The following is a 13,106-nucleotide window of genomic DNA, read 5'->3' on the forward strand; positions in this document are numbered from 1 at the left end:
CAGCAAACTGACTTTAGCCATTTTGCTTTGCTTGCTGCGATCAGCGAAGCCTTGAATTCTACACCGAGTTTTGAAGACCGGTCAAACTTTTTTTCCTTTGCTGCTTCGACCGACTCACCGTTTTGCTTGTCCGCCGTTTTCAGCAGAGCCTGCGATTATGCCATTCTTTTTTAAATCCTGGCAACCTCGAGGGTTTTCGCGTTTCGCGCCCGCCCCGTCGGCGGCGTTGGTCAGCGAAGCCTGTGATTCTATACCGACTTTTGATACTTGGAACATCCCTCAAATGCAGCTCCGGGTGCTAGGCTCTTTCGCTTTGGCTGCATGGCCCTCTTGACTCTTATGGATGCCCAACTCGCGTTCGGGCACGTCGCACTGCTGCACCATGCCCAGCTCTCGCTGGAGCCAAACGAACGGGTCGGCCTGATCGGTCGAAACGGCGCAGGTAAGTCATCGCTCATACGGATCCTTGCGGGGCTGGACGAGTTGGATGATGGAGCGCTACATCGGCAGCAGCACCTGCGCGTCGTACTGGTCTCCCAGGAGCCCGAGCTGGATCCTTCCATGACAGTATTCGAAGCTGTTCAAGCAGGACTAGCACCCATCCTCGACCTCATCGAGCACTACAGCCGGGGGGACGGCGATATTGATGATCTGCAGCGGCAGATTGAAGCGGTGGATGGGTGGACGTGGGAGCAGCGCGTGAACGAATCGCTGCAGCGCCTGCGGCTGCCCGCGCGATCCTTGATTGCCCAGCTGTCAGGCGGGACGCGCAAGCGGGTCGCGCTCGCACAGGCGCTCGTGGCTAGACCTGACGTGTTGTTGCTGGACGAGCCGACGAACCACCTTGATCTGGAATCGATTGCGTGGCTAGAGGATCTGCTCGTGAATTTTCGAGGATCCGTCGTCACTGTGACCCACGACCGAGCATTCCTCGACCGGGTAGCCACCCGCATCGTCGAGCTTGATCGGGGACAACTGCGCTCATACGAGGGCAATTTCAGCCGCTACATGGCCTTAAAAGAAGAGCAGTTGGCTCAGGAGGCTGTACTCGCCGCCCGCGCCGATAAGCTCCTGGCCGAGGAGGAGGTCTGGATTCGCAAAGGCGTGGAAGCACGCCGGACCAGAGCCCAAGGGCGGATCAATCGGCTGAAGCTGCTGCGCAAAGCGCGCGCCGAGCGTCGTGAAGCCGTCGGACGAGCCAAGCTCGACGTTGCCACGGGCCAACTCACAGGGAAGCTGGTAGCACAGCTTGAAGACGTGAGCAAGTCATTCGACGGGGTCCCCATCATCACAAATTTTTCGGCCACTATTCTCCGGGGCGACAAAGTCGGTTTGATAGGCCCCAACGGAGTGGGGAAGACGACGCTCCTGAAGGTGATCCTCGGCGAACTTCAGGCTGATTCCGGTAGCGTTCGCCGCGGCGCGAACCTGCAGGTTGCGTATTTCGACCAGATGCGCGCGGCGCTCGACCTTGATGCCAGCTTGGAAGACTTCATCAGCCCCGGCAGCGAGTGGATCGAGATTGGCTTGCAGCGCAAGCACGTCAAGAGCTACTTGGGCGACTTTCTCTTCTCACCGGCCCGCGCCGCGTCTCCTGTGCGCTCTCTGTCGGGAGGGGAGCGCAGCCGCCTGCTGCTGGCACGACTGTTCGCCAAACCGGCCAATGTCATCGTACTCGACGAGCCAACTAACGATCTCGACATCGAAACGCTCGAGCTGCTAGAAGACCTGCTTCAGAGCTATGAAGGAACCGTCTTCCTGGTCAGCCACGACCGAAGCTTCGTCGACAACGTCGTGACCAGTACTATTGCCTTCGAAGGAAACGGCAAGTGGCGCGAGTACGAGGGCGGCATCGAAGACTGGGTCACCCAGTCCAAACGGGCTGCTGCGCTTGCCGGTACACCGCAGCTGCGAGCGGCGACGCCCGTGACCGCAGTACCTGCCCCAGCTGCCCCAGAACTCAGGCCTAAGCGCAAGCTCAGCTACAAGGAACAGCGCGAGCTGGACGCTCTGCCTGCGCTCATCGAGAAATTAGAGCAGGAGCAAAGCGCCATCACTGCCCAGCTGAGTGACGGCAACCTTTACCGCACCGACGGCGGCAAGGCCGCGCTGCTTGCGCAGCGCTCGGCGGAAATCGAAGATCAACTGCTGGCGGCGTTAGAGCGCTGGGAGGCGCTCGGCTCCTCATGAGCTTTTCCCCGGCGTCAGCTTGCGGTGACGGCTGACCTTGAGCCGTGCCTGGATACGGCGCACGTCGATAGAGTCTCGGCATGAATGCCGTTGTGGCGCCGCCCGACAAGCCTCCTGCTCATCGGCGTGCGGTCTTGGTCCTACTGACGATGGTGGTCGCGCTGTTCGGCTGCGCAAGCTTGCCGCCTTCCGCGGAGCGGCCCGTGTCGCACGCCTTCAGCAAGCCAGATGAGGCCCCACTCGGCCGGCTGGCCCATGCCCGTGCCGCGCGGGAAGAGGCCCGCATCGCCAACGGCTTCCATTTGCTGGATACAGCTGAACTTGGCTTGAGCAGCCGGCTTGCCTTGATCCGCGAGGCACGGCATTCGCTCGATCTCCAGTACTACGCCATCCACGTCGACAGCAGCAGCAGCCTGCTGCTGCTGCGCCTGAGGGAAGCAGCAGCCCGAGGCGTTCGGGTCCGCCTGCTGCTGGACGACTTCCAGGCTGCCGGTTCCGATGCAGAAGTGCTCCAACTCGCGTTGGAGCCCGGCATCGAGGTCCGCCTGTTCAATCCGTTGGGGGGGCCGCGTGCTTCGTTCCTGGGTCGCATCGTTGGGTCGCTGCATGATTGGGAGCGAATTCAGCGACGCATGCACAACAAGCTGTTCATCGCCGACAGCGCATGGGGGATCGTTGGCGGCCGCAATCTCGGGGACGCTTACTTCGGGGCGGCTGACGCGAGCAATTTCATCGACCTGGACGTGCTCGCAACCGGGCGCATCGTGCACGACATGGCCGCCAGTTTCGATCGTTACTGGAACGATCCGCTGGCCTATCCGGTGCAGTCCCTGGTCTCCCCTCGGGAGCTCGAGAGCTTGCGTCAGCCACAAGCGGCGCCGGCAGATTCATCGCCCCTCGCGCCCGAAGCAACTACAACCGCAACCTTCGGGAAGCCAGCCGCACCAGAACGCCAGCCGTTAGACCTCGCACGCGTCCCGCTGACTTGGGCGCCGTCGTTGCTGATGGTGGACCGGCCCGAAAAGATCACGGAGGAACCTGGTGACCCGGCTGCGGGCGAAAGCGTGGTCGAGGGGCTGCTGAGCCTCATGCGGCAAGCGCGGAAAGAGGTGCTGATCGTGTCGCCCTATTTCGTCCCTGGGCGCGAAATGAAGCAGACCTTCGATGAACTCCGTAGGCGCGGGGTGGCGGTGCGCGTGCTGACCAATTCCCTCGCATCCACCGATGCGCCCGCCGCTCACGCGGGCTACGCACGGCACCGAGTAGACCTGCTGCGGCGTGGCGTCGAACTGCATGAGATGCGCGCCGAGCCCAGCTCCAGCCTGGGCCTTGAAGCTCGCGACGTGCATACCGGTTCGAGCGGGCGAACGTCGCGCTCGAGTCTGCACTTGAAGGCTGTCGTCATCGACGGCCGGTCGGTCGTGATCGGATCCATGAATCTGGATCTACGCTCGCAACTGCAGAACAGCGAAGTTGCGCTGCTCATTCGAAGCTCCCACCTGGCCGAGCGCCTTGTCCGCCTGTTTCATGCCACGCTGGCGCGCAGCGCCTGGCGCGTGCAACTCCGTGCGGGTGGTCACCCACGCTGGATCGCCCCGAGCGGCGCACCCTTTGCCGACAGCGACCAGGAGCCCGAAGCGGGCCTGGGACGACGTTGGCTCGTGCGCATCCTCGGCCCGTTCGCGCCGGACGAGTTGCTGTAGCTCCGCCCCGCCTACACTGGCGCTTGCTGCTGACCATGAATACCCCGCGTGCTCCTTCCCGTCCTGCCGGTTCCCACTGGCAAGTGGTCTGCCTGTGCGCCGACTGGTGCGGGACCTGCCGCGAATGGCGGCCGGCCCTTGAAAAGCTCGCTCGCGAAAGGCCTTCGGTGCGCTTCATGTGGGTCGACATCGAAGATCAGGCCGACGCGCTGGGGGACCTCGACATCGAGACTTTTCCGACGCTGCTTATCGCCCAAGGCGCCACGCCGCGATTCTTGGGGCCGGTCCTGCCCCATGCGGCACACGTCGAGCGATTGCTCGATGCATTGGCGCACGATGAACGGTCCGGATCGGCTGGGCCGGAGGCGCGCGAACTGATGGAACGGTTGGGCCCCGGACAGCTCGAGCCCATCTAATCCAGACCTCAGGTGCAGGGCACGTCCTGTCGGAGCGTGCGGTGTCGTCCTACGAAGCTCTTCTTCCCCTCCTGACGAGCGAATGATTCCGGTAAACGCTCAATGCACGCATGGTCAGCGCGGCGAACAACGCACTGGCCATGGAATCAACCCGTTTTACCCAAGGAGTAGCACCATGGCATCCAGCAACCAGAGCGGCAAGACTGGCAGCTCCAATCGAGGATTCGCTTCCATGGATCCCCAGCGCCAGCGCGAGATCGCCAGCCAAGGCGGCCGAGCGGCCCACGAGAAGGGAACCGCACACGAGTTCAGCTCGGAGGAGGCGCGTGAAGCCGGCCGCAAGGGCGGCCAGGCGCGCAGCCAGAATCGCGCCAAGAACCAGGCCAGCAACAGCAGCAGCAATCGCTGATCGTCGTCTCTGCTCGGACACGAGGGAAGGGGCGCCACGGCGCCCCTTCTTCTTTGTCCGCGTCAGTGCCAGCGGATCGGCTGCGCCCCCTCCAGCGACCGGGCCCTCAACTGCCCGCACCCCCCCTCCACTTCCTGCGCGGCGGATTGGCGCAGCTTGGTCAGCACCCCGCGCTGGTGCAGGCTGCGTGCGATCGCGGCGGCTCGCTCCCACGAGGGCCGGCGAAACGGCAGGCCCTCCACGTGGTTGTACGGAATCATGTTGAGCACCCCATAGCGTCCCCGCAGAAGCTGCACCAGCCCGTCGAGCTCCTCCTCGCCGTCGTTGACTCCTTCGATCAGCGTCCACTGGTACTGGATCGGATACCCGGTCGCCTTGGCATAGCCGTCCGCCTGCTCCACCAACTCCTCGGGAGTCATGCGCGGCGCACGCGGCAAGAGTTCCTCCCGCAGGCGCGGCTTGGTCGTGTGCAGCGACAGGGCCAGGGCCGGCTTGACCCGCTCTCTGGGGAGGCGTTCGAAGACACGGGGATCTCCCACCGTCGAAAACACCAGGCTCTTGTGAGCGATTCCACCCGCGGTCCCGAGGAGATCGATCGCTTCCAGCACGTTGTCCAGGTTATGCGCGGGCTCGCCCATGCCCATGAACACCACCTTGCGCACCGGAGCCTGGCGGCGGGCTGCCGTCACCTGCGAAACGATCTCCGCGCTTCCGAGCTGGCGAAGCAGGCCTTCGCGGCCCGTCATGCAGAACACGCAGCCGACCGCACACCCAACCTGTGTCGACACGCACAGGCCCTGGCGCGGCAACAGCACGCTCTCGACCGTCTGGCCGTCGGCCAGCGCCACCAGCAGTCGGCTCGAACCATCGGACGGGGACGGGTGGATTGAGCGGACCACGGCCAGGCGTTGCAGCTCATCGAGCAGCCCTGGTAGAGCAAGCCACAGAGGTCGAGGCAGCACATGCTCAAGTTTTCGACGCCCCCCTTCCAGCGGCAAGCCTTGAGCCCACAGGCGCAACACGCGCTGCTCATGCACCGGCAGCGCCTGCAGCTCACGCAGCCGCTGCCTCAAGGTATCGATTCGCATGAGGCGAGCTTAGCCGCTGCCGAAGACCTGCCCGGCGGCATCAGCCAGGCTGCTTGCGCGCCTTCTTCGCACCGGTGCCGGGCTCTTCCGCTCGATCCGGCCGAGCCGGCTCGGAGATGTCGCCCAGGGACATCCCGATTTCCGACTCGTCGTCGCCGCCTTTGGCCGCGATGTCACCCAGCGAGACGATTCCGACCAAGCGGTCCTTCGCGTCCACCACGGGCATCCGCCGGATCTGGGAGCTGGCCATCTCCGCCAGCACGTCGTCCACGTCATCGCCCTCCCGCACGGTTCGCACGTGGCCGCTCATCACATCCGAGAGCTTGCAGTTGTTCAAGTCCCCGCCCTGCGCCACCCCGCGCACCACGATGTCGCGGTCGGTCACCATGCCCAACAGGCGGTCACCATCGCAGACCGGGATCACACCCACGTTCAACTCGTCCATCGCCTGAGCTGCCTGCACGACGGAATCGGTCGGCGCGAGCGTGCGAACGCCGCGGGTCATCACATCGGACACTCTTGACATCGTGAACTCCTCGAGAGATCGCGCCGGGCAAACCGCCGGCAACGCGATCAATCTAATGACGTCCCGACAAGCCGCCATCGGCCGGCTCGGAAGCTGCCGTAGGACGTCGGCGCCGGCAAGCCGGAATTCAGTCGGGTAGGCTGGGCCGCTCGACCAGTGTCGACAGCGGCAGTTGCTGCACCTCCTGCAGCAACAGGGCCAGCTGCGTGGCAGCCGCCTGCAGCACCGCGTGACCCTTCTCGGCGGTCGCCTGGCTCGCGTCGCCGGCCGCCCCCATCGGGTTGTAGTCCTGCATCTGCCAACCCAGCTTGGCGCTGCGCCCGTTGCCGAGGATGGGGTAGTTCGCTGCGCGCAGGCGCGAACTGGAATCGAAGTCGCGCGCCTGCGCCATGTCGACGAACTGCGGCCGAAGGGCCAACATCATCGACGTCTCGATCGTTCCGGCATGGATGCCGAATCGGTGTTCCTCCGGCGGAAACAGGCCCTCCACCTCGTCGCCAAGCGGAAGGCCGAACCAGTTCACCGACCAGACCATCATCTCCAAACGGGCCCGCAGATCTCGCGCCACGATGTCCATCACGCTGACCTGGCCGCCATGGCTGTTGAACAACACAAGCTTGCGCACACCGGCACGGGCAACCGATTCCCCGATCTCGGTCCACAGCCTGATCAGCGTCTCGGCCGACAGCGTGAGGGTGCCTGCGAACCGCGAGTGCTCATTGCTCTTGCCCACTGCCTGCGTTGGCAGGAACAGCACCTCGGCCGCCGCTGGCAACAGCGGCAAACAAGCGGCGATGACGCCGTCGACGAGGCTGGAATCCACGCTCAGGGGGAGATGTGGACCGTGCTGCTCGGTGGCAGCCACCGGCAGCACCGCGACCGTCTGGGCGGCCCGACCAGTGGCCTGCAGTCGGGAAAAGTCGAGCGTGCTGAGGTCGGCCCAAAAGCGCGATTTTTGGCTCATGCCGCGCATCTTAGGCGCTGGTCCGCGTGGCCCAGCGCTGCGACAGCGCGGGCTTGGTGCGACGACTCGCTATCCGGTGATCGGCTGGTGCCTGGCCGCCAGTCGTCCACGCCAACCCAGGCACTGCACCACCAGTTCCTGCAGCAATTGCGCCGGTGGTGGGCTGGCCTGAGCCAGGTGAAAGGACCGGACCAGGACCGCCAGGCGGCCGCGTCGGGCGAAACACGCGCCCCCCAATTCGGCAGGTCGCAGGTTGGCCTGCAACAGCCCCCCCAGCAAATCCGGCTCCCACTCGTCCAGCGAGGCCATCTCCGCTGCGGCGCTGACCAGTCCCACAGCTGGCCGCACCTGCAGATGAACCCGTACGCCGCCCACATCGAGCATCGCCCCGGTGCCCGCCGCATCCCAGCGCGGCACCGCCAGACCCAGCTCCTTGCCGAGTTGCCCGATGAGGTCGTGAAAAGTGATCAATGGCAGCGCCTAATGAACGGCAAGCACGGGCCGGCTCGCCCCGAAACACCCGCTCCAGTACGCGGCGGCGTCGACCACCTGCTCGAGGCGTACAAGGAATGTGGGAAAGGTCAGCTGGGCGCAGTCGAGATGCCCCGACAGGTACACGTCGCCACTGGCGTCCATGCCGAGGATCGCGACGCCCACCTGCTCAGGCATCAGGTTGCCTGCCAGCAGCCGCTCCTGGGTGCAGCGGTCGCGTGGGTCGAGTCGGCCCACCCAACAGGACACGAGCACGACCTGCCGCCCCAGATCGCGCAGGCAGAAAGACAGGCCGTCGAAACGGATGGCACAGATGCCATCCGCATCCGGAAGCAGGGCTGGCAAGCCCAGCTCCCGGGCCAGCTGTCTGATCAAATCCTGAAAGAACATGGGAGGTCACTAGAAGGTAGTCAGGAAATCTAGCTTATGAGGCCCGTCAAGATTGACACTTTTGACCTGATGATCCCTTCGATGTCAGCCGCCTGAATGCTTGGACCGACAATCTGGGGCGGCAGATGGGCGGAACTCCACGTCCACGGCCGAGTTCCCAGTTCTGCCCCCCAGCGCACGCCGCTTTCACCGAATGCCCCTATTTCGCTTGTTCGTTCTCCTGTCCGGTCTGCTTCTGCTGCCGTGGTCGGCCTTCGGCCAGATCGGTGGACCCCGTGCCCCCGATGCGGTGGTCACCACCGACCGGGTTCGGGCGGAGCTGTTGGCCCACGCCCCGGACGGCGTGGGACCGGGCAAGACCATCTGGCTGGGGCTGCAGCTGGCACACCAGCCCGAGTGGCACACCTACTGGAAGAACTCCGGCGACTCCGGCTTGCCGACCTCGCTGCAGTGGTCGCTGCCGCCAGGGGTGCAGGCCGGCGACATCGCCTGGCCGCTGCCCAAGAAGATCCCGATCGGCACCCTCGCCAACTACGGCTACGAAGGTACGGTGTTGCTGCCCGTACCCGTGACGGTGAGCCCGGAGTTCCGACCCGCTCCGCTGGCGCGGACCCTCGATGTGCGCCTGAAAGCCAGCTGGCTGATCTGCAAGCAGGAATGCATTCCCGAAGACGGGGAATTCGCGGTCAAGGTGCCGCTGCAAAGCGCCACGGCGCTGCACGCCGCGGCGTTCCAGGCGGCCTTCGACGCGCAGCCGCGTCCCCTCGATGTGCCGACCGAGGCCCGGGTGGAAGGGTCTTCGCTGCGCCTGCGGGTCCCCGGCATGCCCCAGGCCGCACAGGGCCGGCAGCTCGAGTTCTTTCCCGAAACCCCCGGCATCATCGAAACGGCAGCCCGCTGGCAGCAGCAGTGGCAGGGCTCCACCTGGACGGCCGAGATCCCGCTGTCCGGCCACCGCAGCGAGAGCCCCGCGCAGTTGCCGGTGGTCCTGTCGACCGGTCGCGAGGGATGGCGGCTGGAACTGCCCGTCACCGGCACCTGGCCCGCCCCGGCCGTGACCGCATCGGTCTCGCCGGCACTGGAGCAGGCCTTGCGCGCCAATGCGGCAGCAGCGGGTCCGGCCGGCGGCTCGCCCGCCCTGCCGGTCAGCCTCCTGGCGGCGCTGCTCGGCGCGCTGGCCGGCGGCCTGATCCTCAACCTCATGCCCTGCGTCTTCCCCGTCCTGGCCGTGAAGGTGGTCGGCTTCACCCGCCACGTTGCCGATCGGCGAGCACAACGCCTGGGTGCGCTGGCCTACGGCGCCGGCGTCGTCGGGTCGTTCCTGGCACTCGGAGGCCTGATGCTGGCGCTGCGCGCAACCGGCGAGCAGCTCGGCTGGGGCTTTCAGCTGCAGTCGCCCCTGGTCGTGGCCGGGCTTGCGGCCCTGTTCACCTTGATCGGCCTGAATCTCGCGGGCTTGTTCGAGTTCGGCACGATGCTGCCGTCGCGGCTCGCCTCCGCCCAGGCACGCCACCCGGTGGCCGATGCCTTCCTCTCAGGCGTGCTGGCGGTGGCGATCGCGTCGCCCTGCACCGCGCCATTCATGGGCGCCTCGCTGGGCCTGGCCATCGGCTTGCCGGCGTTGCAGGCCCTGGCCATCTTCGCGGCCCTGGGACTGGGCATGGCGTTGCCCTATGCCCTGGCGAGCTGGTTCCCGGCCCTGTCGCGCCTGCTGCCGCGACCGGGCACCTGGATGGACACCTTCCGCCGGCTGATGGCGTTCCCGATGTTCGCCACCGTCGCCTGGCTGGTCTGGGTGCTGGGCCAGCAAAGCGGCATCGATGGCGCCGGGGCGCTGCTGCTCCTGCTGGTGGCGCTGAGCATGGTGGCCTGGGCCTTCACCTTGCGCGGCCGGGCCCGCGCGTTGCTGGGGTCGATTTCGGTGGTACTGCTCGCGATGCTGGCGTGGCAGGCGGGGCCGCAGCTCACGCGCCCAGCCGCCCCGGTCGGCGCGGCCCTGGCACAGGGCCCGTGGCAGCCGTGGACCGCCGAACGCGTGCAGCAGCTGGTGGACCAGGGCCGTCCGGTGTTCGTCGACTTCACGGCCGCGTGGTGCGTGACCTGCCAGTACAACAAGCAGACCACCCTGGCGGACCCGTCCATCCTGTCCGACTTCGACCGCCGCGGCGTGACGCTGCTGCGGGCCGACTGGACCCGGCGCGACCCGGCCATCACCGAGGCGCTGGGCCAGCTCGGACGCAGCGGCGTGCCGGTGTATGTGCTCTATGCGAAAGACCAGCCACCGGTGGTGCTGTCCGAGGTGCTGTCCGCTCGCGAACTGCGACAGGCGCTGGCCGCGCTGTGAACCTGCTTTTTCAGCGCCGCGCCATCCACGCGAACAGGCCGGCGACCGGCTGGCCCTGGTCGATCCGGATGGGCCCCCGCAGCAAGTGCGCCAGTTGCAGCCCGTGGGCCGCGGCCAGCTGTGCGATCGACGCCTCCGAGTGGGCGTAGCGCAGGCTGGGACGCAGCGCCAGCGCCTCGCCTTCGCTTTCCTCGACCGAGAAGCACAACTGGGCACCCGGCCGCAGCCGCGGCACCAGGGCGGCGAACACCGGCTCGAGCGCGCCGACGTAGATGAAGACGTCCGCGGCCACCACCAGGTCGAACGGCCCCACCGGGCCGCGCAGGTAGTCCACCAGATCCGCGTGCACCAGCTCGTCGTAGACGTGCTTGGCGCGGGCCTGCTCCAGCATCCGGGCCGACACATCGACCCCCGTGACTTGGCGGGCCATGGACCGCAACCACGGTCCGCAAAGCCCGGTGCCGCAACCGAGGTCGGCGGCGTGGTCGAAGCGGTGTCCCGCCTGCTGCAGGCGCTCGAGCAGGACGCGTGGAGCCTGGTAGGCGAGGGGTCCCGTCAGGTGGGCATCGAACCCGCCCGCGTAGTTGTCGAACAGCTGCTCGACGTAAGCCCGCGGCGGCGCCGCCGGTGCCTGGTCTCCCCGGATGCCGGCCAGCACGTAGCGGTGCAGGTCGACATCGCTGCCGAGCTCGATGGCGCGCTGCAGCGCCTGCGCGGCCTCGTCATGGCGCCCCAGTTCCTTGAGCAGACTGCCGCGCAGGCCCCAGGCCTTGCCCACCGCCGGTGCCACCGCCAGCGCCCGCTCGGTATCGCGCAGGGCCTGGACCGGCCGGTCCAGCTCGGCCAAGGCCATGGCCCGGTGGACCAGCGCCTCGACGTTACCCGGCTCCTGCGCCAGCGCCTGATCGAGCAGCGGCAGCGCCTCGTCGAAGCGGCCCAGCCGGACTCGCACCACGCCGAGGTTGGTCAGCACCGACGGCCTGCCGGGCGCGAGGTCCAGGGCCGCCGCGAAGGCTACTTCCGCCGGTTCCAGGCGGCCGGACTCGAAGTGCTGCACGCCCGCCAGAAACAGGGCACGGGCGCGCTCGACATCAGGGCTCATGGGATCTCCTTGGGGCCCGGATCATAGAAGCGCCCCTGCGACAATCGACCGGATGACTGCCCCCCTGCGCAACGACACCTTCCTGCGCGCCTGCCTGCGCCAGGCGACGTCGCACACCCCCATCTGGCTGATGCGCCAGGCCGGCCGATACCTCCCCGAGTACCGGGCGACACGGGCCCGTGCCGGCAGCTTCATGGGGCTGGCCACCAACCCCCAGTTCGCCACCGAAGTGACCCTGCAGCCGCTCGAGCGCTACCCGCTGGACGCTGCCATTCTCTTTTCCGACATCCTCACCGTGCCCGATGCCATGGGCCTGGGCCTGAGCTTCGAGAACGGCGAAGGGCCTCGCTTCGCTTCGCCCGTGCGTGACGAATCGGCGGTACGTCACCTCGCCGTGCCCGACATGGAGCGGCTGCGCTACGTCTTCGATGCCGTGCGGTCCATCCGCCTGGCCCTCGACGGCCGGGTGCCGCTGATCGGCTTCTCCGGCAGTCCCTGGACGCTCGCCTGCTACATGGTCGAAGGCGGCGGCTCGAGCGACTACCGGCTGGTCAAGACGCTGCTGTACAGCCGCCCCGACCTGATGCACCGCATCCTGCAGGTCAATGCCGACGCGGTCGCGGCCTACCTCAACGCGCAGATCGACGCCGGTGCGCAGGCGGTCATGGTGTTCGACAGCTGGGGAGGCGTGCTGGCCCACGGGGTGTTCCAGGATTTCAGCCTGGCCTACACGGCACGGGTGCTCGCCCAGGTCAAGCGCACGCACGAAGGCAACGTGATCCCCCGCATCGTGTTCACCAAGGGCGGTGGCTTGTGGCTGGACGACATGGCCGCCCTCGATTGCGACGTGCTGGGCCTGGACTGGACCGTGAACCTCGGCGCAGCCCGCACGCGAATCGGCGACCGCAAGGCCCTGCAGGGCAATCTGGATCCCAACGTGCTGTTCGCCGGGCCGGAGGTCGTGCGCGCCGAGGCCCGCCGGGTGCTGGACAGTTTCGGGCCACCACACACCGGCTCCGCCGCGGGTGCCACGCACATCTTCAACCTGGGGCATGGCATCAGCCAGCACACCCCGCCAGATCACGTGGCGGTGCTGGTCGAGGAGGTGCATGCCCATTCCCGGCGCCTGCGCCGGACCGGAGACTCAGAAATAGTTCCCGGTCATCCGGAGAATCCCTAGTTCAAGCTCGACAGGAACCGAGGCAAGGCTTGACTTATGCACAAATTTTGTCGAGCGGCGGGCAGAACGCCAGCGCGCCTGGTGTTGCTCCGGCGCACCGCGGAGGGATCCGTAAGTTGTTGATTCTTAAGGGACTGGTCGACTGCCTAATTAGTGTGCATTCCAGTGGCGGCCGCGTGCTGGCGGGCCGCCGAGCCTCTCGGCCCTGCGATTTGCACAAAGTTATCCACAGATTTTCTGCATGGTCGGCAATTCCATTTGGATTCAAGCACTTAGGCCATGAATGTGTGGAACGGCTGAGG

12 protein-coding genes are annotated in these 13,106 nt (G+C 66.5%); 6 read left to right on the top strand and 6 right to left on the bottom strand.

Features of this window, described 5'->3' with window-relative positions:
• The first annotated feature begins 321 nt into the window (after window positions 1-321).
• From JI739_RS23070 to JI739_RS23085, 4 genes are all read left to right on the top strand, one after another.
• The gene (locus JI739_RS23070; protein WP_201686379.1) at window positions 322-2,190 is read left to right on the top strand and encodes an ATP-binding cassette domain-containing protein; all 1,869 of its coding nucleotides are present in this window, start codon (window positions 322-324) and stop codon (window positions 2,188-2,190) included.
• Window positions 2,191-2,270: 80 nt separating this feature from the next.
• Window positions 2,271-3,893 carry a phospholipase D family protein gene (locus tag JI739_RS23075; protein ID WP_201686380.1) on the top strand — a complete coding sequence of 541 codons (1,623 nt, stop codon included), beginning with the start codon at window positions 2,271-2,273 and terminating at the stop codon, window positions 3,891-3,893.
• A gap of 23 nt (window positions 3,894-3,916) precedes the next feature.
• Window positions 3,917-4,309 carry a thioredoxin family protein gene (locus JI739_RS23080; protein ID WP_354003789.1) on the top strand — a complete coding sequence of 131 codons (393 nt, stop codon included), beginning with the start codon at window positions 3,917-3,919 and terminating at the stop codon, window positions 4,307-4,309.
• 175 nt (window positions 4,310-4,484) lie between these two features.
• Window positions 4,485-4,718, top strand: a complete 234-nt coding sequence (locus JI739_RS23085; protein WP_201686381.1) for a KGG domain-containing protein — start codon at window positions 4,485-4,487, stop codon at window positions 4,716-4,718.
• 62 nt (window positions 4,719-4,780) lie between these two features.
• Here JI739_RS23085 and JI739_RS23090 read toward each other — a convergent pair whose 3' ends face one another.
• The 5 genes from JI739_RS23090 to JI739_RS23110 form a co-directional block, all read right to left on the bottom strand.
• Entirely contained in the window at window positions 4,781-5,806 is a 1,026-nt protein-coding gene (locus JI739_RS23090) for an RNA methyltransferase (protein WP_201686382.1), read from the bottom strand.
• Window positions 5,807-5,846: 40 nt separating this feature from the next.
• On the bottom strand, window positions 5,847-6,332 hold the full coding sequence (locus tag JI739_RS23095) for a CBS domain-containing protein (RefSeq protein ID WP_201686383.1): 486 nt from the start codon (window positions 6,330-6,332) through the stop codon (window positions 5,847-5,849).
• A gap of 127 nt (window positions 6,333-6,459) precedes the next feature.
• The gene (locus tag JI739_RS23100) at window positions 6,460-7,296 is read right to left on the bottom strand and encodes a creatininase family protein (protein ID WP_201686455.1); all 837 of its coding nucleotides are present in this window, start codon (window positions 7,294-7,296) and stop codon (window positions 6,460-6,462) included.
• Window positions 7,297-7,365: 69 nt separating this feature from the next.
• On the bottom strand, window positions 7,366-7,767 hold the full coding sequence (locus tag JI739_RS23105) for a type III secretion system chaperone (protein WP_201686384.1): 402 nt from the start codon (window positions 7,765-7,767) through the stop codon (window positions 7,366-7,368).
• A 9-nt stretch (window positions 7,768-7,776) separates the two neighbouring features.
• Window positions 7,777-8,178: a type III secretion system chaperone gene (locus JI739_RS23110; protein WP_201686385.1), complete on the bottom strand. Its 402-nt coding sequence runs from the start codon at window positions 8,176-8,178 to the stop codon at window positions 7,777-7,779.
• Between the two features lie 193 nt (window positions 8,179-8,371).
• Here JI739_RS23110 and JI739_RS23115 point away from each other — a divergent pair, with 193 nt between their 5' ends.
• The gene (locus JI739_RS23115) at window positions 8,372-10,522 is read left to right on the top strand and encodes a protein-disulfide reductase DsbD family protein (RefSeq protein WP_201686386.1); all 2,151 of its coding nucleotides are present in this window, start codon (window positions 8,372-8,374) and stop codon (window positions 10,520-10,522) included.
• Window positions 10,523-10,532: 10 nt separating this feature from the next.
• Here the strand turns inward: JI739_RS23115 and JI739_RS23120 are convergent, their stop codons facing one another.
• A complete protein-coding gene (locus JI739_RS23120) occupies window positions 10,533-11,624 on the bottom strand; it encodes a tetratricopeptide repeat protein (RefSeq protein ID WP_201686387.1) in 1,092 nt (363 codons plus the stop codon).
• Window positions 11,625-11,676: 52 nt separating this feature from the next.
• Between JI739_RS23120 and hemE the strand changes: the two genes are divergently transcribed.
• Window positions 11,677-12,804, top strand: coding sequence for a uroporphyrinogen decarboxylase (hemE, locus tag JI739_RS23125; RefSeq protein ID WP_201686388.1), 1,128 nt, complete (start codon window positions 11,677-11,679; stop codon window positions 12,802-12,804).
• The last annotated feature ends 302 nt before the right edge of the window (window positions 12,805-13,106 follow it).

It is taken from the genome of Ramlibacter aurantiacus, from assembly GCF_016722895.1.
Classification (GTDB): Bacteria; Pseudomonadota; Gammaproteobacteria; order Burkholderiales; family Burkholderiaceae_C; genus Ramlibacter; species Ramlibacter aurantiacus.